19 protein-coding genes are annotated in these 22548 nt (G+C 64.8%); 12 read left to right on the top strand and 7 right to left on the bottom strand.

The window, feature by feature from the left end; genetic code table 11:
• Positions 1 to 41 precede the first annotated feature (41 nt).
• On the bottom strand, positions 42 to 1256 hold the full coding sequence (locus tag IF809_RS06915; RefSeq protein ID WP_462837173.1) for an MFS transporter: 1215 nt from the start codon (positions 1254 to 1256) through the stop codon (positions 42 to 44).
• A 229-nt stretch (positions 1257 to 1485) separates the two neighbouring features.
• Between IF809_RS06915 and IF809_RS06910 the strand changes: the two genes are divergently transcribed.
• Positions 1486 to 2886, top strand: a complete 1401-nt coding sequence (locus IF809_RS06910; protein WP_462837172.1) for an MFS transporter — start codon at positions 1486 to 1488, stop codon at positions 2884 to 2886.
• Positions 2887 to 2890: 4 nt separating this feature from the next.
• Here the strand turns inward: IF809_RS06910 and IF809_RS06905 are convergent, their stop codons facing one another.
• Positions 2891 to 3325, bottom strand: coding sequence for a hypothetical protein (locus IF809_RS06905; protein WP_128965393.1), 435 nt, complete (start codon positions 3323 to 3325; stop codon positions 2891 to 2893).
• 65 nt (positions 3326 to 3390) lie between these two features.
• Between IF809_RS06905 and IF809_RS06900 the strand changes: the two genes are divergently transcribed.
• Positions 3391 to 3978 carry a hypothetical protein gene (locus IF809_RS06900; protein WP_462837227.1) on the top strand — a complete coding sequence of 196 codons (588 nt, stop codon included), beginning with the start codon at positions 3391 to 3393 and terminating at the stop codon, positions 3976 to 3978.
• A 2-nt stretch (positions 3979 to 3980) separates the two neighbouring features.
• Here IF809_RS06900 and IF809_RS06895 read toward each other — a convergent pair whose 3' ends face one another.
• A complete protein-coding gene (locus IF809_RS06895) occupies positions 3981 to 5324 on the bottom strand; it encodes an aminotransferase-like domain-containing protein (protein ID WP_453983036.1) in 1344 nt (447 codons plus the stop codon).
• A gap of 184 nt (positions 5325 to 5508) precedes the next feature.
• Between IF809_RS06895 and IF809_RS06890 the strand changes: the two genes are divergently transcribed.
• Positions 5509 to 5745, top strand: coding sequence for a DUF1127 domain-containing protein (locus IF809_RS06890; protein ID WP_128965396.1), 237 nt, complete (start codon positions 5509 to 5511; stop codon positions 5743 to 5745).
• Positions 5746 to 5876: 131 nt separating this feature from the next.
• Here IF809_RS06890 and IF809_RS06885 read toward each other — a convergent pair whose 3' ends face one another.
• The 3 genes from IF809_RS06885 to IF809_RS06875 are packed head-to-tail and all read right to left on the bottom strand — an operon-like array spanning position 5877 to position 7369.
• On the bottom strand, positions 5877 to 6338 hold the full coding sequence (locus IF809_RS06885) for a hypothetical protein (RefSeq protein ID WP_453983037.1): 462 nt from the start codon (positions 6336 to 6338) through the stop codon (positions 5877 to 5879).
• A 15-nt stretch (positions 6339 to 6353) separates the two neighbouring features.
• Complete coding sequence (locus IF809_RS06880) at positions 6354 to 6779, bottom strand: universal stress protein (protein ID WP_128965398.1); 426 nt, start codon at positions 6777 to 6779, stop codon at positions 6354 to 6356.
• 53 nt (positions 6780 to 6832) lie between these two features.
• Positions 6833 to 7369, bottom strand: a complete 537-nt coding sequence (locus IF809_RS06875) for a SixA phosphatase family protein (protein WP_453983038.1) — start codon at positions 7367 to 7369, stop codon at positions 6833 to 6835.
• A gap of 106 nt (positions 7370 to 7475) precedes the next feature.
• Here IF809_RS06875 and IF809_RS06870 point away from each other — a divergent pair, with 106 nt between their 5' ends.
• The 9 genes from IF809_RS06870 to IF809_RS06830 all read left to right on the top strand — a co-directional run bounded on the left by IF809_RS06870 (position 7476) and on the right by IF809_RS06830 (position 21591).
• Positions 7476 to 8993, top strand: coding sequence for an NAD(P)/FAD-dependent oxidoreductase (locus tag IF809_RS06870; protein WP_462837171.1), 1518 nt, complete (start codon positions 7476 to 7478; stop codon positions 8991 to 8993).
• Between the two features lie 85 nt (positions 8994 to 9078).
• Entirely contained in the window at positions 9079 to 9591 is a 513-nt protein-coding gene (msrB, locus tag IF809_RS06865; RefSeq protein ID WP_462837170.1) for a peptide-methionine (R)-S-oxide reductase MsrB, read from the top strand.
• A 191-nt stretch (positions 9592 to 9782) separates the two neighbouring features.
• Positions 9783 to 12035 carry a flagellar hook-basal body complex protein gene (locus IF809_RS06860; protein WP_462837169.1) on the top strand — a complete coding sequence of 751 codons (2253 nt, stop codon included), beginning with the start codon at positions 9783 to 9785 and terminating at the stop codon, positions 12033 to 12035.
• A 33-nt stretch (positions 12036 to 12068) separates the two neighbouring features.
• Positions 12069 to 13949 (top strand): flagellar hook-associated protein FlgK, encoded by a 1881-nt coding sequence (gene flgK, locus IF809_RS06855; RefSeq protein WP_462837168.1) that lies wholly within the window; start codon positions 12069 to 12071, stop codon positions 13947 to 13949.
• Between the two features lie 18 nt (positions 13950 to 13967).
• On the top strand, positions 13968 to 16361 hold the full coding sequence (locus tag IF809_RS06850; protein WP_462837167.1) for a flagellar hook associated protein: 2394 nt from the start codon (positions 13968 to 13970) through the stop codon (positions 16359 to 16361).
• 72 nt (positions 16362 to 16433) lie between these two features.
• On the top strand, positions 16434 to 17219 hold the full coding sequence (locus IF809_RS06845; RefSeq protein WP_462837166.1) for a hypothetical protein: 786 nt from the start codon (positions 16434 to 16436) through the stop codon (positions 17217 to 17219).
• 10 nt (positions 17220 to 17229) lie between these two features.
• Entirely contained in the window at positions 17230 to 18831 is a 1602-nt protein-coding gene (locus tag IF809_RS06840) for a hypothetical protein (RefSeq protein ID WP_462837165.1), read from the top strand.
• Positions 18832 to 18850: 19 nt separating this feature from the next.
• Positions 18851 to 20098: an ATP-grasp domain-containing protein gene (locus IF809_RS06835; protein WP_462837164.1), complete on the top strand. Its 1248-nt coding sequence runs from the start codon at positions 18851 to 18853 to the stop codon at positions 20096 to 20098.
• Positions 20095 to 21591 (top strand): pyridoxal phosphate-dependent decarboxylase family protein, encoded by a 1497-nt coding sequence (locus tag IF809_RS06830; protein ID WP_462837163.1) that lies wholly within the window; start codon positions 20095 to 20097, stop codon positions 21589 to 21591. The genes IF809_RS06835 and IF809_RS06830 overlap by 4 nt, the downstream gene beginning before the upstream one ends.
• A gap of 71 nt (positions 21592 to 21662) precedes the next feature.
• On the opposite strand, the gene flbT is transcribed toward IF809_RS06830, so the two are convergent.
• Positions 21663 to 22115, bottom strand: coding sequence for a flagellar biosynthesis repressor FlbT (gene flbT, locus IF809_RS06825; protein WP_462837162.1), 453 nt, complete (start codon positions 22113 to 22115; stop codon positions 21663 to 21665).
• Positions 22116 to 22548: the final 433 nt, after the last annotated feature.

The raw sequence follows: 22548 nt of genomic DNA, 5'->3' as shown, positions 1-22548 counted from the left end.
GGAGACGCCGCGCATCTTGCGCGGCGTCTTTTTGGCTGGGTCTAGTCGGCCTGGTATTTCAGCCCGAACACCAGCGCAGCGACGGCAAAGACCACAATCGTCGTGGCGAAGACCAGACTCGCCACGGTCGAACTGATCAGGGTCGAGCCAATTCCGATCACCGGAAGCGCGTTGCCGAGAAAGCAGCAGATGAAATAGGCTGACAGCACTTCGGCGCGACGATCGTTGGGCGCGATCTGGTTCACGACCTGCAGGCTGCCGCGATAGCCAAGGCCCGCCGCCACGCCGCTCGTTGCGGTTGCCGCGATCATGACGCCGAGCGATTCCACGAACTGGGCCGTCACGAGCAGAACGAGGCTCGGCAACATCAGGCCGAGCGACCATAGCATTGCAGCGCGGCTCGACATCGACCGCGTCAGGGCAATGACGAGTGCAACGGCAGAAGCGAGCTCGAGGAAGATCGCGCCGGCGACCGCATGGCTGGTGATGTGCAGCTCGCCGGCGAGCACGCTTGGCGCGAGCGCGGCGAAAAAGGCGACGAGGGACATGGCGCCGAAGCCCGTGACCGCGGGCGCGACGAATTGGGTCCGGATCGACGGCGGCACGCTGGCGCGCGGCCGCACGGACAGCTGCGCGAGAGCCGCGAAGGGAGGCCTGACGGTCTCCCGCGCGAAGGCGAGAAGGGCCGCGACGACGACCAGCACCGCGAGATAGACGATGAACGGCGTTCGCAGAGGAAATGCGACATATTCGGCGAGCAAGCCAGCGATCAATGCGCCGACACCTAGGCCGGTGAAGTTCGCGATCGTTGCGATCACCGTGGCGCGGGAACGGTCTTGCTCGGCGATCAGTTCCGCCAGCCATGCGGTGCCAGTTCCGGCGCCGATCCCGATCGCAAGACCGCTGAGCACCCGCGCGATGTAGAGCGAGGCGATCCCGTGCGCGAACAGGAAAACGAAGGCGCCCGCGATGGCGATGCCGATTGCAATGACCGCAGTGCGCCGCCGCCCGACTTGATCGGACATCCGGCCAAATATCAGGAGCGCGGTCAGATTTCCGACGACGTAGACGGCATAGATCAGAGTCAGCGTGATCTGGGAGAAACCCAGCTGCTGCTTGTACACAATGTAGAGCGGGGTTGCGACCGTACTGCCGGCGAACAGCGCGCCGATCATGCTCCCGACGGCGATGATGGTTGCCGTCCTGCCGAACTCTCTTGCGATTGACGGAACTGAAGTGTTGCCAGCTCTTGCCATGACTTCGCTGCCTTGAAAACAAGCTAACGGCCTCAACACCGGGGAATCCGACGCTGTTCCCATGCCTCCCTGCGGACGGGGTTTGCAGGGCAAGCAGAGCGGGAGACGTCGATGCTTTTTGCATCCGAGCATATGTTTCCACCCCGCGATGATGCTTCGATCGCGGACGAAGCATGATCCCGCAACGAAAGCCTAGCAGTGGCGTTCACCCGCAAACAGGAGGTGGACCATGCCGGCAGAATTTCTTCAGCTGCAATCCTTTCCGAACGGGTGGAGCGCGCCAGGCGCACGAACTGCAACCTCGCTCACGCTGGCTGCGATGAGCCTCGGCTATGGCGTGGTGCAGCTCGACGTCACCATCGTCAACACTGCTCTCGAGGCGATCGGCAGGACGCTAGGCGGCGGCGTTGCCGAATTGCAATGGGTGGTGAGTGCCTACACCATCGCTTTCGCCGCCTTCATCCTGACCGCCGGCGCACTCGGCGACCGCATTGGCGCCAAGCGAATCTTCATGGCGGGATTTGCGATCTTCACCGCGGCCTCGCTGGCCTGCGCGCTGTCGCCCAATGCGATGGTGCTGATCGGCGCGCGGCTGGTTCAGGGTCTGGCGGCGGCGATCCTGGTGCCGAATTCGCTGGCGCTGCTGAACCACGCCTATACTGAGGATCGTGCGCGCGGACGTGCCGTGGCGGTCTGGGCCGCCGGTGCGAGCCTGGCGCTGACTGCCGGTCCCTTCGTCGGCGGTGCGCTGATCACGCTGGTTGGCTGGCGCGCGATCTTCCTGGTCAACCTTCCAATCGGCCTCGCCGGTCTGTGGCTGAGTTGGCGCTACGCCAGCGAGACCACGCGGGCGCGCTCGCGGGAGATCGATCTGCCCGGCCAGCTTGCCGCGATCGGCGCGCTCGGCTCGCTTGCCGGGGCGATCATCGAAGCCGGCGCGCTTGGTTGGGGCCATCCAGCCGTGATCGCGGCATTCGTGGCCTCGGCAGTGCTTGCGGCGCTGTTTGTCTCGCGGGAGAGCCGCACGACGCATCCGATGCTGCCGCTGGGCTTGTTCAGGCACCGGCTGTTTACGCTCACCACGATCGTCGGTCTGCTCGTGAATGTCGCCATCTACGGCCTGATCTTCGTACTCAGCCTGTACTTCCAGCGGATCAATGGCCTGTCGGCCTGGTGGACCGGGCTCGCTTTCGTGCCGATGATGGGCGCGGTGCTGCCGGTCAATTTGCTGGCGCCGCGGCTTGCCGAACGCATTGGCCCGTGCCGGACCATCGTCGTCGGCGCCTGCATTTCCGCGCTCGGCTGCCTTGGCCTCGTCTGGATCGAGGCCGGGACGAGCTATTGGGCGATATTTGCTCAGCTGATCGCGATCAGCGGCGGGCTTGGCCTCCTTGTGCCGCCGCTGACTTCGACCTTGCTCGGCAGCGTCGAGAAGGCGCGCTCCGGTATCGCCGCCGGCGTCCTCAATGCGACGCGACAGACGGGCAGTGTCCTTGGCGTTGCGCTGTTCGGCTCGCTGATTGCCTCCGACCACACCTTCATGGCCGGTCTTCAGCAGTCGCTCAGCATATCGGCGGCCGTGCTGCTGATTGCGGCTGCCGTGATCGGCTTCGGCGCGAGGACGGCCTGACCGGCTAGCTGCGGCGCAGCGCGAAATGCGCGCCGCAGAACGCCATCACGGCGCCGAGACATAGCGCGGCGAGTCCTGCCAGCACGCCGGATACGGTCGGGATCGGGCTCGGCGCCGAGGCAGCCTGTCCGGCACCCGCGAGCAGGAGCACGCCGACCGCGATCAGGAACTGGCGCATCCGTTGCGGGATCTGGCCGGAGACGGCGCTTTGCATCAACGTCGCGGTGAAATACCCACCGGAGAATCCGACCGTCGCGATCAGCCACCAAGCGATCGCCGCGCCCGTCGGCACGAACTCGCGCGTATCGGCGCGCCAGAGGCCCCCGAGGTCGAGCCCGTAGCGCGCGCCCAGCATGTGCACCGCGAGCGCGAGCAGCACGCCCGCGATCATGGCGGCGCCGAGAATCAGGCGGCGCGGAAAATAGATCGTCTCAGCCATGCCTCGCTTGTAGGATGGGGAGGGGCGATCGCGCAAGCGGATCGCAGACGGGACCGATGATCGAGATGCAGGTTTCGGACGGGCAGAGCGGATTGGTCACGAGCTACGCCTACAAGGCGTCGCTGATCCGCTCGGCGCATCGCTTCGAGCTGACCGAGGCAGGATTGTCCTGGCACATCGGCGGGCGCTCGGGCGTCTGGCGCTACGACGAGATCGGTGCAATCAGGCTATCGTTCCGTCCGGTCTCGATGCAGCAGCATCGTTTTCGCGCCGACATCAGCCACATCAAGGGCGGCCGCATCGCCATCCTGTCGACGAGCTGGCAGACTGCAGCGTTGATGGCGCCGCAGGACAATGGCTTTCGGCAGTTCATCGTCGAACTGCACGCTCGGATGGCCATGTCAGGCAGCCGGGCCGAGCTGACCGCCGGCCTCGGCGTCAGGACGTATGCGGCGGTGCTTGCGTTCATGGCGATGTTGGCAGCGGCGATGGCCGCGCTTCTGATCCGCGCGCTCCTGATCGGCGAATTCGCCGGGGTGCTGTTCATCCTCGGCTTTGCTGGGCTGTTCGCCTGGCAGGTCGGCGGCTTCGTCCGCCGCAACCGGCCGCGGCGCTACAGTTTTGATCAGCTGCCGCGGTCCTTGCTCCCGTAGCGCTATTCCGTCGAATCGAAATCCTCCTCCTTGGTGCCGAGCAGTGAGACAATCGTGCGCAGGCCGGAATCGAGCTGTTCGAACGAGGGCGGGGCGAGCGCGAGGCGCACCGCGTTCGGGGCATGGCCATGCGCGACCGCAAAGGTCGAGGATGGCGTCAGTGCGATGCCGCGCCTTGCGGCCGCAGCAACGAAGGTCTGCGAGCGCCAATGCGGCGGCAGCGTCAGCCAGAGATGATAGGAGCGCGCGTCGGCTGCGATCTGATAGCCGGCGAGCAGCCGCGCCGCGGTCTGCTGGCGGCGGGCGGCGTCGATGCGCTTCAGCCGCGTCAGCTCGGCGACGGTGCCGTCGGCCATCAACCGCTGTCCGGCGGCGAGCGCGTGGCCGGAGGCGATCCAGCCGCCGGTGCGGACCGCGCTCATCACGCTTTCGCGCAAACGAGGCGGCGCGACCAGAATGCCGAGCGCAAGTCCTGGCGCGACCTTCTTGGAGAGGCTGTCGAGCACGATGCAGCGGTCGGGCCCGAGCGCGGCCAGCGGCGTATCGTCGGCGAGGAAGCCGTAGACGGCGTCCTCAATGATGGTGAGGTCGAGCTTCTCGGCAACGCGCATGAGGTCGGCGCGTCGTGCCGCGTTCATGGTGACGCCAAGCGGATTCTGGATGATCGGCTGGAGATACAGGGCCGACAGATGTGCTTCGCGATGTGCCTTCTGAATTGCGTCGGGCCGCGCGCCATGTTCGTCCATCGGGATCGGCACCAGCGTGATGCCGAGCCGCGCGGCGATGCTCTTGACGTAAGGGTAGGTGAGGGCCTCGACGCCGCAGCGACCGCCGGTCGGAACGAGCGCTGCGAGCGACGCTGCGAGCGATTGCTTGCCGTTCGCGGTGAACACGATCTGCTCGGCCTGGGGCGCAAAATCCTTGCGCGCGAGATAGGTCGCGGCGGCATTGCGCGCGCTCTTGGTGCCGGTGCTGGTGGAGGTGCGCAGCACGGCTTCGAGCGCATCGACCCGCTCGAGCCCGGCGAGGCTCTTGGCGATCATCGCCCATTGCTGCGGCAACAGGGGATAATTGACCTCGAAATCGATGCGCGCGTCGCGCGGCTCGGTGATCGTCTCGACTTGGCGCTTGATGTCGCCGGAAATGAAAGTCCCGCGGCCGACCTCGCCGACCACGAGTCCGCGGCGCAATAGCTCCGTATAAACACGGCTGGCGGTCGAAACCGCAATGCCGCGGTCATAGGCAAAATTGCGCTGCGGCGGCAGCCGGTCACCGGCTCTTAACGTGCCCTTAGCGATATCTGCGGCAATGGCATCCGCAAGCTTCACGTACTCGAACTTGGACATTATTGCACCGAGAGCAATGTTTTCCTTGCTCCGAGCAATGTACTGGAGCATTTAAGTTCCATCAAGTTCCGCGATTGAGCCGAGGTGAGCGAGAGCAATCCGACGGCAAAATGAACGCAGATGCTCCGCATTTGCGCCAACGGCACCTGCTTCGCCGCGCGGGACACAAGGCCGGAGAAGAAACATGACCACGATCTCGCAAACTGCAGGGCGTAGTTTACGTCCATCCTCGTCGAGCGGATTTTTTGCCACGCTTGCTGGCGCCGCCTATGCCCTGTTCGATCGCCTGCAGCGCCGCACCGCCGTCAAGACGCTGAACGAGCTCGACGACCGCGCCTTGCGCGACATCGGGATCACCCGCAGTCAGATCGAGGACGCTGTTTACGGGCAGTTCAAGGCCGAGCTGACGCGGTATCTGTGAGCGCTGGGCTTCGGCTTTGTAGCGCAGCGTCGAGAGACGCTGCGGTACGGTCGGGGCACGAGCGCGGAGATTCCGCGTACCGCATTTCCACACGGTCATTGCGGCGGCCGTGAGCTCGAACCTCCGCGCGACTAGGCCAATGCAGGCTGGCCCCACACGCTGCTGTAAGCTCGATCGTCATCAGAGCGGTCAGGCCTGCGGCGAGGCTGCATTGACGTGCTACGCTGTCGCCGATGCCTGATATCCAGGCGCTGAATTCGAGCGGTGACACTGCCGGCACACGCCGCCATCCGCGCCGTTGCCTGTTTGACGACGAACAGAATCGTGCTGATGCGGCTGAGCACGCCCATCAGGATCAGCACCGAGAAGATATCGATATAGGCGAGGAAATCGCCAATCAGCATCAGCTCCGGCGGAATTGGAATCCTGTGGTAGTAAGCGAGCACGATGATCACGACAGGGATGAAGGCGATGACCTTCCGTACCGTCAGCCGGTCGAGCAGCGCGGCCAGTTGGACGACCAGCACCTCCCATAACGCGTCACTGATTGCGAGTGGGACCTCGTAGGTCCATCTGCGCCACCATCGCTTCACGACATTGCTCCGAGGTTAGTGCCGCACCACCAGCACAGAACATTTGGCGTAGCGCACCACATGACCGGCATTGGATCCGAGGAAATAGGTCCGCATCGCCGGCCGGTGCGAAGTCATGACGATCAGGTCGGCCTTCATGTGCGCGGCTTCCTCGAGGATCTCGTGATAGATGCCGCCCTGCCGCACCACGCTGGAGATGTGAGCGGCGTCGATGCCGGATTCGCGCGCGACGATGGCGAGCGCCTCCTCTGAAGTCTGGCGCTGCTGCTCGTCGAAATCGGCCGGGACATATTCGGCCAGCATCACCGGCGTCATCGGCAGCACGTTGAGCAGCCGGATCGATCCGCCCCAGTTCTGCGAGAGCGTTGCCGCAGTTTCGATCGCCGGCTTCGCCAGATCGGTGTCGGCGAGGTCGATGGGCACGAGGATGGACTTGAACATCTGCGCCTCCCTAATGTCCAAGCTGGATCGATCTGGAGACGGCGCCGCGCGTCTTATCCCAGTCGAAGCAGCTTGGGGCTGACGAACAGCACCAGTTTGCCGCGGCGGTAGGCCACGTCGCCCCAATCCTTGACGTCAAAGTCGAGGATCGCAAGCCCCGCGGTGGGCAGATTGTCGGCGAGCGCCCTGGCGCCGACGGGATCGCCGCTGCCCATCAGCATCAGGGCAGCCTCGTGCATGCCGGGATTGTGGCCGACCAGCAGCAACTGCGCAGGGTCGGTCGGGATCGTTGCAGTGCGAATGGTTTCGAGAATCTGCGCAGGGTCCGCGCCGTAGAGTTCCGGCAGGATCTCGACCTCGGGCGCCGCGACGCGGTCCTTCATGGCCTGCCAAGCGAGGTCCCAAGTCTGCCGGGCGCGGACCGCATGCGACACCAGCACGGCCCCGGGGACCGGGGGATGGCTGGCGATCCAGTTACCCATCTGTGCGGCATCCCGCTGGCCGCGCTCGTCGAGCCGGCGGTCCTGGTCACGGCCGCTCGGCGCGTCGGTCTCGGTCTTGGCGTGACGCAGCAACATCAAACGGCGCATGGCATTCTCGAATCGTTCCACGTCCAGAATAATCTACAGGCGGGTGTTGAGGACAAGGTGACAAAACCGCTGCACAGTTTTCCGGATCATGCTCTAAGAAAGCGACATGAGCGAGACTTTCACAAGCGTGTCCCAGCAAGAACCCGACTTTCGTGAGCGTGAGCGGCTGTCGTTCGATCTCGATGCCGATATCTGCGTGATCGGGGCAGGGCTCGCCGGGCTTTCCATTGCGCTGGAGGCGGCCCGGTTAGGAGCCAGCGTCGCAGTGCTCGAGGGTCGCCATGTCGGCTGGAACGCCTCGGGCAACCAGCTCGGTACGGTGATGCCGGGCTTTGCACTGCCGCTAGCCGATCTGATCGAGCGCATCGGTTTCGAGGATGCCGGCGAATTGTGGTCGCTCTCGAAGGAGGGCGCCGAGTTCGTCCGCGCCGTCGCCACCGAAGAGAACATGCCCGATATCCGCCTCACCGACGGCGTGCTCGAGGTCTCCAACGTCGATGCCGGCGACCGGCTGATCAGCCGGCTCCAGATGCTCAACGAGGATTTCGACACCGAGGCCGAGGGCTGGCAAGTCGATCGCGTGCGCGAGGCGCTCAAGACCGATCGTTATTTCCACGGCGTCTATTACCCCAAGGCGTTCCAGCTCGACGGCCGCAAATATGTGCATGGCCTCGCCGCGCTGGCACGGCGGGCCGGCGCGCGCATCTTCGAGGATACGCCAGTCGTCAGCATCGATCATTCCGGCATCCGCAAGCGCATCGTTACGCCGTCGGCGCGACTGCGCGCGGGCCACATCGTGCTTGCTGGCAACATTCATCTCGGCGCGCCGATGCGGCGCCTGTCGGAGACGCTGCTGCCGGTCTGGCGTTACGCCGGGATCACCGCGCCACTCGGCGAGCGCTTGCACGGAATCATCGGCTTCAAGGGATCGGTGATGGATTCGGACGGTGTCGATCATTTCCGTATCGTCGACGGCGACCGCCTGATGTGGGAAAGCCCGGAGACCACCTGGGCGGCGCGTCCACAGCGCTTTGCAGGCAGCGTCAAGCGTCGCATCCGGTCGATCTTCCCGGAGCTCGGCAATGTCGAGATCAGCGAGACATTCGGCGGCGCGACAGGCCAGACCGTGCACGGGATGCCGCAGATCGGCCAGTTGCGCAAAGGCCTTTGGGTGGCAAGCGGGTTCGGCCGCCAAGGCATGAACACCTCAGCCATGGCCGGACAGCTGATCGCGCGCAGCATCCTGTGGGGCGACGAGCGCTGGAAGCTGTTCTCGCCCTTCGAGCTGGTCTGGGCCGGCGGCACCACCGGACGGGTCGCGGGCCAACTGGTCGGCATGTGGGGCAGAGCGAGCTTTGCTGCCGCGGGGGCGCTTGCCCGGTACCGCGAGCGGGCGCGGGTAAAGGACAGGGAACGCGAGGCGCGGTTGGCCGAGGCCAACCGGGCCGCCGGCACCGGTCCGCGTCATCAGCCCCCAGGGGTTCGTCCGCGGATGGCCCCGCCACAGCCGGCTGCGCCGGAGGAGGTGGAACCGGGCGCCCAAGAGACCATTCAAGAGACTGTTCACGAGACGGTCCAAGAAACTGTCCGAGCGACCTCTCAAGAGCAGGGCGTCGCGCAATAAAGGCAGGAAAAATTCCGCCTGAAAGTGTAACGTCGGCCGTTAGAGCCCGTATCTCAAGGCGTGGTCCCCGCGCACGGAGAATGAGATGTTTGACCGCCGCATCCTGCTAACGACTGTCGCCGGCCTGTTTGGCCTTTCGCCCTTCCGCTGGTTGAGGGCAACGCCGGCCCGGGCCGGAGAGAAGGCCGCGCAAAAATTCGAGATCGAGAAGACCGACGCCGAGTGGCGCGCCCAGCTGACGCCGCAGCAATACGAGATCCTGCGCAAGGAGGGCACCGAGCGGCCCGGCTCCAGCCCGTTGCTGAACGAGCACCGCAAAGGCGTCTTCGCTTGCGCCGGCTGCGACCTGCCGCTGTTTACCTCGGAGACCAAGTTCGAGAGCGGCACGGGCTGGCCGAGCTTCTACCAGCCGATCGAGGGCAATGTCGGCAAGACCGAGGACCGCACCTTCGGCATGGTGCGCACCGAGGTGCATTGCAGGCGCTGCGGCGGCCATCTCGGCCATGTCTTCGACGACGGTCCGAAGCCGACTGGATTGCGCTACTGCATCGACGGTTTCGGGCTGGTGTTCCACCCGGCGACGCCGTCGGCGACATAGGGCGTCAATTGATGAGATTCCCCGGCAATTGTTGCCGCCTCCGGCAATTATGCCCCGGTCACTCGGCCGGGGCGTATCTTTTAAGTCATTGATTTCGTGAGAATACCCCCTTTGGCATAGGCCTTGCGACTGTCTCCCCGATTGCGGCCATAAGTCGATCCGCCGCCGCGACCGGATTTGGAGACAAAGTTATGGGTATCTTCGATGCAATGAATACCTCGGTGGGTGGTCTGCAGGCGCAGTCCTTCGCGCTTCAGAACATTTCCGGCAACATCGCCAACTCATCGACCACCGGGTACAAGGGCATCGGCACCAGCTTCGTCGATCTCATTCCCGACGCCTCAGTCCCGAGCAAGCAGGTCGCGGGCGGCGTGACGGCCAATGCCAAGGCCACCATCACCACCCAAGGCACGATCTCATCCTCCACCGTCGCCACCAACATGGCGATCACCGGTGACGGCTTCTTCTCGATCCAGAAAGCCACCAGCATCGTCGACAACTTGCCGCAGTTCAGCGGCGTGACCTATTACACACGGCGCGGTGACTTTCAGCTCAACGCCAACGGCAACCTCGTCAACGGTGCCGGCTACTATCTGATGGGCGTCACGGTCGATCCGAAGACCGGCAACCCGCAAGGTAACGTTGCGAGCGTCCTGAAATTCCAGAACAACTTCATCCCGGCGCAGGCGACCACCTCAATCCAGTACGCCGCCAACCTGCCGTCCGTGCCGAACACGGTGGCGAGCTCGACCGCAGCAACCGGTACGCTTCTCGCAGCCGGCGGCATCAACCCCTCGGATTTCGCCGCGAACCCGCTCCCGGTCGGCACGCCGCCGGCGCCCTATACCAACGCGACGGTATCCGGCGCAGCCGCGACCGGCAATATGCGATCGCCCTACTCGTCGACGACGGGGACGGGGACAGTTGGGCTCCAGAACAATTCGGCCGCGGTGGCATCGACCTCCACGTCCCTGGACAGCTCGGTGGGCACCCATCTCGCTTCCAGCATCCTCACTGCGCTTAGCGGCCAGACGCTGACCATCAACGGCAACACCATCACCTTCAACGGTGGCACCACCGTCGCGACGGCGGGCAGCAACACCACGATCGGTCTCGGCGCAGGCACGACGGCGACTGTTCAGAGTATCCTGACCGCGATCCAGACCGCAGGCGGTGCCGGTGTCACAGCGACGCTGAACGCCACGGGCAACATCCAGATCTCGACAGGCACGACCACCGACGTGGCGGTCGGCAGCGGTACGGTGGCCACCGCGCTCGGCCTCAGCAGCGTGACGCGCGGCGGCAACGTGCTGTCCTCCCCGGCGATCACCGGTGCCACGGTGCTGAGCGGCACCGCGACCGCAGGCGGCGCCGAGGTGATCACATCAGGGTTTGCTGCGGGTGACACGATCACGGTCGACGGTCAGACACTGACCTTCATGGCGTCGGGCGCGGCCGGCGCGAACCAGATCAACGTCACCGACAACATTACGACCCTGCTCGGCAAGATCGACGCTCTCTCAGGTGCGTCGGGATCAACGGTCAGCGCCGGTGGCGTGATCACGCTGAACACCGGCACCGTTTCGAACCTGTCGGTGTCTAGCTCCAACAGCGCCGCCTTTGCCGCGCTCGGCTTCACTTCGACCATCACCAAGAACCGCAACGGCGGTGGCACCGCCGGCACCGGCGGCGTGATCGGCAACGACATCGCGACATTCACCAAGGAATCGATCAGCGGCGGCGCCGTAACGGCCTACAACGCCGCCGGCACGCCGGTGAACCTGCAATTGCGCTGGGCCAAAACCGATAGCGCCTCGCTGGGCGCGGGTCATTCCGATAGCTGGAACCTGTTCTACCAGACCGACCCGAACGCGACCGGTACGACGGTCGGCTGGGTCAATACCGGGCAGGCCTTCACCTTCGCCGCCGACGGCTCGCTGACGTCGCCGAGCGGCTCCGGCATCACCATCCCGAACGTCAGCGTCGGTGGTCAATCGCTCGGCTCGGTCGCCTTCAACATCTCCTCGGGCGGGCTGACGCAATATGCTTCGACCAGCGGCGCGGTGACCATCAATACCATCACCCAGAACGGCTACGCCGCCGGCCAGCTCCGCTCGGTCGCCGTCAACAACAACGGCCTCGTGGTCGGCACCTTCTCCAATGGACAGAACCTCGATCTCGCCCAGGTCTCGTTGTCGCACTTCAACGGCACCAACTATCTCAAGGCGCTCGACGGCGGCGCCTACGCCGCGACCGACCAGTCGGGTCCCGCGATCGACGGCGCCTCGGGCACCATCAGCGGCTCGTCATTGGAAGGCTCCAACACCGACATCGCCGACGAGTTCACTAAGCTGATCGTGACCCAGCAGGCCTATTCGGCCAATACCAAGGTGATCACGACGGCGAATTCGATGGTGCAGGACCTCCTCAACGTGTTGCGCTGATCGCGCGTAACGTAACCAAAGGCGGCAAGTAAGATGGGTTTGAGTTCAGCCCTTGCCAGTGCGATGAGCGGCCTGCGTGCCAACCAGGCCGCGCTGTCGATCGTCTCCTCCAACGTCGCAAACTCGCAAACGCCGGGTTACGTCACCCAGACGCCGAACCAGATCGAGGTCACGACAGGTGATTTCGGCGCGACGGCGAAGACGACCGGCGTCAGCCGCGAGATCGACAGCTATGTGCAGAACCAGCTGCGCACCGAGACCGGCGGCAGCGGCTATGCCGACCAGATGGCCAACATTCTGAAGCAGCTTCAGAGTGTCTACGGCACGCCCGGCAACAGCGGCACGCTTGAAAACGCGCTGAACACCTTCACCTCGTCGCTGCAGGCACTCTCGACCAGCGCAGGCTCGTCGTCAGCGCAGCGGGTTGCGCTCGGCGCTGCGCAGGCTTTGGCGACGCAGCTCAACGTCACCACCAAGGGCATCCAGTCGCTGCGCTCCAATGTCGAGCAGGATCTCGCCACCTCGTCGCAGGCCGCCAATGCGGCGTTGAACCAGATCGCCGACATCAATACCAAGCTGCAGGGCCTGGCGCCGACGGATCCGTCGGCAGCAAACCTGATGGACCAGCGTGACCAGGCCATCAACTCGCTGTCGAAATATGTCGACGTCCGTGTCACCACCGACGGATCGAACCAGGCCAACATCTACACCACGACAGGCATCCAGCTGGTCGGCGCGGGCCTCGCCTCGCAATTCTCGTTTGTGTCCGCCGGGACACTGTCGGCGACGTCGCTCTACAACATCGATCCGACCAAGTCCGGGGTCGGCGCGCTCACCATCAAGCTGCCGAACGGCTCGTCCATCGACGTCGCCGGCAACAACGTGGTCTCGTCCGGCCAGATCGCGGCCGATTTGAAGCTGCGCGACCAGACGCTGGTGCAGGCGCAGAACCAGGTCGACCAGCTCGCCGCGACGATGTCGAGCGCGCTATCGGACAAGACCACGGCGGGCACCCCCGTCTCCGGTTCGCCCGCCGGCTTCGACATCGATCTTTCCGGCGCCCAGCCGGGCAACACCGTCAACCTCACCTATACCGACTCCACCAACACCCAGCGCCAGGTCACGCTGGTGAACGTGACCGATCCGACGGCGCTGCCGCTTCAGAACGCCACCAATGCCAATCCGATGCAGATCGGCATCGATTTTTCAGGCGGCATGGGCGCGATCGCCTCCGCCCTCAATACCGCGCTGCCGACATCGCATCTGGTGTTCTCCGCGGCGCCATTGCCGGCGACCGCGACGACGCTGCGCGTCACCGACGACAACAGCGGTCTCGCCAAGGTCAATTCGGTGTCGAGCAGCAAGACGGTCTCCTCGCTGACCTCCGGCGGCCCGCAGCTGCCGCTGTTCACCGACGGCGGCCAGGCGCTCTATACCGGCGCGATCACGGGGACGGGTTTGCAGATGACGGGCTTCGCCGGCCGCATCGCTGTGAACACGCAGCTGACCGCCGACCCGACCAGGCTGTCGATTTACAGCACCTCACCGGTGACGCCCACGGGCGACACCACGCGCTCGGACTATCTCTACTCGCAGCTCACCACGGCCGTGTACTCCTATTCGCCGCAGACCGGTCTCGGCTCGGCGAGCCAGCCGTTCACCGGCAGCGTCTCGAACTATCTCCAGCAGTTCCTGAGCGTGCAGGCCAACGCCTCGACGCAGGCGAGCCAGCTCCAGCAGGGTCAGAGCGTCGTGGTCTCGACGCTGCAGGCCAAGTTCAACTCGACCTCCAGCGTCAACCTGGACTCGGAGATGTCGAACCTAATCCAGCTCCAGAATGCCTATGCCGCCAACGCCCATGTGATGTCGGTGGTGCAGAGCATGATGAACACGTTGATCCAGGCTCAAGGGTAGTCAGTAGGGCTCTGAAACATGTCGATCAGCAGCATCAATTACGGCTCGTCGGTCCTCGGCGCGCAGATCCGTAACATCAACCAGCAGCTCACCGACCTGTCGACGCAGCTCTCGACCGGCAAGCTGTCGCAGAACTATTCCGGCATGGGCACCAACGAGGGGTTTGCGATCGCCTCGCGCGCGCAGCTCTCGAATATCGCCGCCTATACCGACACGATCACCAACGTCAACGTCAACATCAACCTTGCCAACACTGCGCTGCAGTCGCTGACCACGATCCGCAATACCGTGCAGACGGGCTCCGCCAGCACCGCGCAAGACCTCAATGTCAACGGCCAGACCGTGGCGCAGAACACGGCCGCCGCGCAGTTCGGCTCGATGGTCGGCGTCCTCAACACGCAATCGGGCAACCGCTATCTGTTCTCCGGGACCGCCTACAACACGCAATCTGTCGCCAATGCCGGCGACATCATCAACGGCACCACGACGCAGGCCGGGTTAAAGCAGGTCATGGCCGAGCGCCAGGCCGCCGACCTCGGCACCAACGGCATGGGCCGGCTGGTGCAGTCGCAGCCGACGCCGAGCTCTGTGAACGTGTCCGAGGACGTCGCGGGATCGCCATTCGGGCTCAAGCTCAAGGCGGTGTCTTCGACGCTATCAGGCGCGATCGTCACCGGCCCGAGCGGCTCGCCGGTGTCGTTCTCGGTCGATCTCAACGGTGTCAACCCAAACAACGGCGACAAGCTCAGCATCCAGTTCACGCTGCCTGACGGTTCGACGGAGCAGATCGACTTGACCGCGTCCACTGCCACGCCGACGCCGGTCGGCAGCTTTGCGGTCGACCCCGGCAAGCCCAATGCGGTGCCGCCGGTTCCTCCCGACCCGAACATCACGGCGTCCAATCTCAATACGGCGCTGAACACTGCGATCAAGAAGCTGGCTGGCACTTCGCTGGTCGCGGCATCCGCCGTTGCAGCGGGCGACAATTTCTTCAATACAGCGGGGTCGGCCATTGCGAATGTGGCGGTCGCCGGCAATCTGAGCTCCTATACCTCGACGACCGGGACGGGCTCGATCGCGCTGCAGGACAGCACAGCGGCGGTTGCGTCTGCGACCACGTCGCTCGATTCTTCGGCGACCCCCCATCTCAACGGAGCTGTTCTCACCGCGCTCGCCAACGCTCCGACCGGTACCACCCTGACCATCACCGGTGCGAACGGCGCCCGTACGATCACCTTCAACCCCAACGTCACCACGGTCACGACGGCCGGCGGCAATACCACGATCGGATTGGCTTCGGGCAGCGCCGCGAAGGTGTCTGATATCCTGAATGCGATTGCGACGGCGGCCGGCATCCCCTCCGCCAGTGTGACTCTGAGCCCCAGCGGCAATATCCAGATCGCGACCGGCACTGGCACGGACGTGGCGGTCACCGGCGGCCCCGCGACCACGGCGCTCGGTCTCAGCAGCGTGACGCGCGGCAGCGTGGCGTCGACGCCTCCGATCACCGGTTCAACCGTGCTGAGCGGCGCGGCGACCACGGGCGGCCCCGAAGTCCTCCAATCGGCGTTCCAGGCGGGATCGGCGGGTCCGCCTGCCGTGAACCCCGATACCATCACGGTGAACGGTCAGACGCTGACTTTTGTCGCCTCGGGCGCATCAGGCCCAAACCAGATCAACATCACCGACAACGTCACAACTCTGCTGAGCAAGATCGATCAGCTCACCGGCACCTCGAAGCCGTCGACGATCCAGTGCGGCGTGATCACGATCAACACGGACGATCCCGGCAGCCTCAACATCACGAGTTCGAACAGCACCGCGTTCGGGGCGCTCGGCTTCACGACCATCCCGGTTACGACGGCAAAGCCTCCGTTGCGCGTCGGTTCCTCGCCCTTCGGCTCGGCGACGACGCTGGTGAACGGCTCGGCCAACACCGTGAAATGGTACACCGGCAATGACGGGCCGGGCCCGGCACGCTCGACCGCGGTGGCGCGGGTGGATGACTCCGTCACGGTGCAATACGGCGCGCAGGCGGACGAGACCGCCATCCGCAAGCAGCTGCAGGCGATCGCCGTGTTCGGCACTTTCTCCACATCGCCGACCGGGCAATATGCGGGCGGGCAGGTCTCGGCCCTGGCGCTGCGGACCACGCAGGCGCTGACGCCGCAGCCGGGGCAGCAGAAGATCGAGGACATCCAGACCGACATTGCGATGGCCCAGAACACGATGAAGGACGCGACCACGCGCCAGACTCAGGCCAAGGCGCAGCTCCAGACCATCGTGGATCAGGCGGAGTCGGCCTCGCCCGACCAGGTCGCCGCTGAGATCCTGTCGCTCCAGAACGCGCTCCAGGCGTCCTACCAGACGACTGCCAAACTCGCGGAGCTCTCGCTGGTCAAGTTCCTGTAACAGCGCATTAAGGCGCCGTTAACCATGCCTCTTTACCTCTTGGAGAGGGTTTGAGCGGGGGCGGAGCCGTCAATGTCGGACAAGATGCAACTGGTGGTCGCGACCCCCTGCTTCGGCGGGCAGGTGTCGAGCATTTACGCGAGCTCGATCTTCGCGCTCCAGCGCGCCGTGCACGGCATGTCCAATCTCGACCTCAAGGTCCTCTTGCGCGACGGCGATGCGCTGATCACCCGCGCGCGGGCCAATCTGGTCGCGATGTTCCTGGACGACCCCGACGCGACGCATTTCCTGTTCATCGACGCCGACATCGGTTTCAAGCCCGAGCAGGTGTTCCGCCTGATCGAATGCGGCGCCGACGTCGTCGCCGGCTGCTATCCGATCAAGCGGGTCAACTGGGCCAAGGCCGCACGGGCGATCCAGGCCGGCCGCACCGACGTGACCGCGGCGTCGCTCGATTACGTGCTCGAGATCGAGGACCCCGATCGCATCGTGGTGGTCAACGGCTTTACCCGCGTGCGCTATGCGGGCACCGGCTTCCTGATGATCCGGCGCCAGGCGCTGGAGGCGATGTGCCGCCATCCGGACTATGCCAGTCTGCAGTTCTTCCGCGAGCATTCGCATGACTCGCTGGTCACGAGTCCGAACAGGTTCGCCCTGTTCGAATGCATGATCGATCCGGCGACCGGCACCTATCTTTCGGAGGACTTCGCCTTTTGCAAGCGCTGGACCGATATCGGCGGTGAGATCTGGGCCGATATCCAGAGTCCGCTCGACCATGTCGGTCCGTCGGTCTTCCACGGCGACATCGCCTCGCAATTCGCGCCCGCGCCTGTAGTTGCGGCCGTGGACGCGGCGTAAGCCTGCCGGGATGAGCATCGGCGCATCCCGCCTGTCAGACATCGAGCGCGCACCCGACGGGGGCTCGCGCTATCGCCTGCGCGATCTCTTCACGCCGCTGGATACGCTGCTTGTCTCCGGCGGAGACGAGCGGCTGGCGCTTGACCCGAAGGAGCGCGTCAACGGCTATGGCTGCGCGCCGTTGCCTGAGTCCGAGATCTGGAATTTCGCCTCGTCGACCGCATCGACCATCTCGCGGCCTGGCTATGACCGTGCCGCAATGGCGCGCGAGGAGCTGGTGCACAAATCGCTGTTCGACGAGGTGGAGATCGCCTTCGACCGGCGCTGCGAGGATATGCGTGAGGAATTGCGCGGGCACTTCCAGCTTCCGCCGCGCGTCGACATCGTGTTTTCGCCATCGGGCACGGACTCCCAGCTCCATGCCTTGTTCCTGGCCCACGCGGTGCTCGGCGCTCCGCCGGTGACGATCGTGGTCGGCGCCGACCAGACCGGCAGCGGCACCATTCATACGGCGCGCGGCCACCATTTCAGCGCGATGACGGCGAGCGGCGTTGCCGTACGCAAGGACGCCGCGATCGCGGGGCTTGCGGGCGACAGCATCGCGGTGCCGCTGCTCGACGCCGCTCGCTTTGCGATGCGAGGTGACGGGGATGCCGCGGTCGTGCGCGCCATCGAGGACAGCCTCGCGCAAGGCCGGCGCGTTCTGTTGCACATCATGGATTCGTCAAAGCTCGGCTGGCGCGCGCCGAGTGCCGCCTGTCTCGATGAGATCGCGCGGCGCTGGCCGCGCAAGGTTCAGGTCGTCGTCGATGCCTGCCAGGCGCGGCTCGGCCGCCGCCGGCTCCGATCCTATCTCGATCGTGGCTATATGGTGCTGATCACCGGTTCGAAATTCTTCGGCGGGCCTGCCTTCAGCGGCGCGCTATTGGTGCCGAAAGGGATTTCGCGCGCGCTCGACCGGATCGAAGGGATCGCGCCGGACTTCTTTGACTATGCCGGCCGCTGCGATTGGCCGATGGCATGGACGGCGTTGCGCTCGCGTTTCGAACGTCGGCCGAATTTCGGTCAATGGCTACGCTGGGAAGCAGCGCTCGCCGAAATCGGCAACTACTATGCCGTGCCCGGCGCGTTCCGCGCCAAGGCAATGGCCGAGCTGGCGGCAAGCATCGACAGCATGATCGCCTTGTCGCCGTCGCTGCGGGCCGTGCCGGCGGCTCTCGGCGCCGCTGATGCCGATGATGAAGAATTTACGCAACCTTCGATCTTTCCGTTCACGTTGCTGCGAAACGGCAAGCCGGTGTCCATCGCCGACACCAGTGCCGTGCATCGCGCGCTTGCGCGCGACATGAGCGATGGTATCGTCAGCAGTGCGGCGGACCGGCAGGTTGCCGCGCAGCCCTGTCTCATTGGCCAGCCGTTGCGGCTGGAGCAAGCGGACGACGCGCCGCAAGCCGCGTTGCGGCTGTGCGTCGGCGCGCGGCTCGTTACCGAAGCCTGGTCGGTCGACAGCGCGCAGGCGCAAGCTAATGTGCAGGGCATCCTCGATCGCATCGCGCATGTCCTGGTGAAGATCGAACTGCTGCTTGACCGTACCGCCGCCGAGCCGGCGTAGTCCGTATTCGAGGTGTGAGATGTTGCATCCGCTTGCCGCGCCCAATTATGCCGACCGTATCGGCTTTGCGCATTTGACCCGCCAGGCCTTCGAGGGCGTCGATCTGCATCCGTTGCGTGATCAGCTCCTGTCGCGAATCGCGGAAGGCACGGCGCAGGCCGGCGAGGGGCTGGACCTGTCGCTGATTGCCCAGTTGATGGGCGAGAAGGAAGCCGGCCTCGTGATCCAATCCGAGGTACTGTCGTTCCATCAGCTGTTTCGCACGCCTGCCGCCGTGCCGAAGCCGGGATTGCGCGTCCTTGCGCTTGCCGCCGACATCGACATGGGCGGCAACACGCCGATCGAGTTCTTGCTCGAAGGCTCGGACATCGAGCTCCTGACGCTCTATGTGACCAAGGACAAAGGCCTGCCGGAAACGTTGCCCGAGCACGACGTTGCCATCGTTGTCGCATCCGATTCCGAGGAATGTCGCGAAGCGCTGGCGCTGATCGAAAAGGCCGCACCGAACTGGCCACGGCCGCTGCTCAATCGCCCGGAGTTGATCGGCAATCTCGACCGCGACAAGCTGTTCCGGCTGCTGGCCGATATTCCCGGTCTCGACATTCCCGTGACGGCTCACGCAACGCGCGCCCAGTTGACCGATCTCGCGGAAGGCCGGATCGCTTGCGGAGATATTACGGGTGAATTGCACTTTCCGATGATCGCGCGGCCGCGTGGCACGCATGCCGGCGTCGGGCTTGCCAAGCTCCACGATGCGGCCGCCCTCGCGGCCTATCTCGCCGAGCGGCAGGAGCAGGACTTCTTCGTCGCGCGTTTCGTCAATTATGCGGGCCCGGACGGACTCTTTCGCAAGATCCGGCTCACCATGGTCGACGGCAAGCCTTATGCCTGCCATATGGCGATCGCCGATCGCTGGGACATCTGGTATCTCAACGCCTATATGGCGTTCAGCGAAGAGAAGCGCGCCGAAGAAGCCGTCTTCATGCAAGACTTCGATCATGCCTTCGCGGCGCGCCACAGACAGGCGCTCGACGAAATGAGCCGGCGCGTCGGGCTCGATTATTTCATCGTCGATTGCGCCGAGAACCAGAACGGCGAGCTGCTGGTGTTCGAGGCCGACAACACCGCCGTCGTGCACAACATGGATTCGCCTGTCGTGTTTCCATACAAGCCGCCGCAGATGCGCAAGATCTTTGCCGCCTTCACCGCGATGCTGGCGCGGCATGCCGAAGGCGCTGCAAAGGCGGCCGTGGAGAGTGCTGCATGAACGAGATCATCCGCAATCCGCAAGCGAACGTCTCGAATGGATCGCTCGATCCGCAGGACTGGAGCGAATTTCGTGCGCTCGCTCATCGCATGCTGGACGACGCCATCGACGGCATCGCTGGCGTCCGCGCGCGCCCGGTCTGGCGGCCGATCCCCGACGAGGTTCGCGCGGCGATCAGAACCGACGTGCCGCATGAGGCGACCGATCTCGCCGAGGTCTATCGTGAATTTTCCGAGCATGTCGCGCCTTACGCGACCGGCAATGTTCATCCCCGCTTCATGGGCTGGGTGCATGGCGGCGGCACGGCGGTCGGCATGATCGCGGAGATGCTCGCGGCCGGCCTCAACGCCAATCTCGGCGGACGCGATCACATGCCGATCGAGGTCGAGCGCCAGATCGTCGAGTGGATGCGCGGCCTGTTCGGCTTTCCGAAAGAAGCGAGCGGCATCTTCGTCACCGGCACGTCGATGGCCAACCTGATGGCGGTGCTGGTGGCGCGTACGAGCGCGCTCGGCGCGCTGGCGCGGCAACACGGTCTTGGAAATGACGGCGCGCTGCTGACGGCCTACGCATCGAAGGCCGCGCATGGCTGCATCTCCCGCGCGATGGATATCGCCGGGTTCGGCACCGATGCGCTGCGCAAGATCGATGTCGATGCCGACCATCGCATCGACGTCGCGGCGCTGCGCGCGCGGATTATCGTCGATCGGGAGTCCGGGTTCAGGCCGTTCCTTGTCACGGCGTCTGCCGGCACCGTCGACATCGGTGCGATCGACGATCTCAGGGCCGTCGCGGAGCTGTGCCGGGAGGAGGGGATCTGGTTTCACGTTGATGGCGCCTTCGGCGCGCTGGCGATCCTGTCGCCCGAGCTTGCGCCGCTGCTCGACGGCATCGAGCTTGCGGATTCGATCGCGCTCGACTTCCACAAATGGGGCCAGGTTCCTTATGATGCCGGCTTCCTGCTGGTACGCGATGGCGAGCGGCATCGGCAGGCCTTTGCCCAGCCCGCGGCCTATTTGAGCCGCGAAGCGAGGGGGCTTGCGGCCGGTGCCGTGTGGCCATGCGATCTCGGCCCGGATTTGTCGCGCGGCTTCCGCGCGCTGAAGACCTGGTTCACGCTGAAGACGTTCGGCACCGACAGGCTGGGAGCGATGATCGCGCGGAGCTGCGCGCTGGCACGATACCTGGAGACGCGGGTGCTGGCCGATCCCAGGCTCGAGCTGCTCGCGCCGGTCAATCTCAACATCGTCTGCTTCCGCTACCGCACCGGCGATGCGGTCAACCGGGAGATCGTCGCCGATATCCAGGAGTCCGGCATCGCCGCGCCCTCGGGCACGACGCTCGACGGCAAGTTCGCGATCCGCGCCGCGATCGTCAATCATCGCACCGCCGAGGCTGACATCGACGCGCTGGTGTCGGCCGTGATCGAGTTCGGTGCCAAGCGAACCGGCGGTGTGGTCGAAGTCGATGCGCCTCCGCTCGCCGCGCAATAGCGGCGACCCGCCGAAACGACAACGGCCCCGGAAGATGTTCCGGGGCCGTTGTCGTCTGTTCTGGTTCGAGATCAGGCCGCCGAGCTGACGCCGCTCTCGTCCGGCTCGGTCTTGCCATCGTTCTTCGGATGCGTGGCCTCGAACTGCTCACGCAGCTTGTCTTCGTAGGCGATCAGCTTGCGGGCGTCCTTCAGGGCCCGGTAGAGATCGCCGCTCATGATGTTGTTGTTGATGCTCTCGATGATCGGCCAGGCGCTGGGCACGGCGGTGATGATCTCACGCACCAGGTTGAAGTAGGTGCCGTGCTGGCTCTGCGGATCCGGCGAGATGTACATCAGCTGGACCGCAAGATAGACGAGCTTGGCCGGCGTATCCGCGGTCTCGGGCGTGAGGATGTCGCGCTCGCGCAGGATCGGCACGTTCTCGCCGTCGATCAGCAGGCGGGCGCGCTGGTCGGTGTTGGTGATCACGCAATTGCCGACGATGATGCGTTCGTGCGGTCTGAGCTCGACCTTGAGAGCCATGCCTGTTCTCCATCAACTCTTCTGTAACGAGCGGCGCGCGCACAGTGAACGAATGCTGCCGGTCCTGATTTGGGTCCAATCCTTGCTGAATGTGGTTAACGGGTCGTAAAGATTTGGGCGGCAGCAGAAAAACAATGCACCGTCAACATCTTGCGATCCTGCAAAGAGTCGGCCGGAACTCCGGGAGGGAGGCTTTCGGGTTCGACGCGGAGAAACTGGGGGTTTCATTTCACGGATTGTTAGAGGCTCGGAGGCACCGTCCGCCGGTCGTTTGATCAATGTCGGTCAAACAGGACGCGTAGCTACCAGAAAGGTAACAGTATGTCCGGTATCGTTCTCTCCGCATCGGTTCGCCAGAACCTGCTCTCCCTCCAGTCCACCGCCGACCTCCTCGCCACCACCCAGTCGCGTCTGTCGACCGGCAAGAAGGTGA

Source organism: Bradyrhizobium sp. UFLA06-24, from assembly GCF_054967145.1.
Note: the sequence above shows the minus strand (reverse complement) of the source record. Positions and strands in the feature narration are given on the sequence as shown.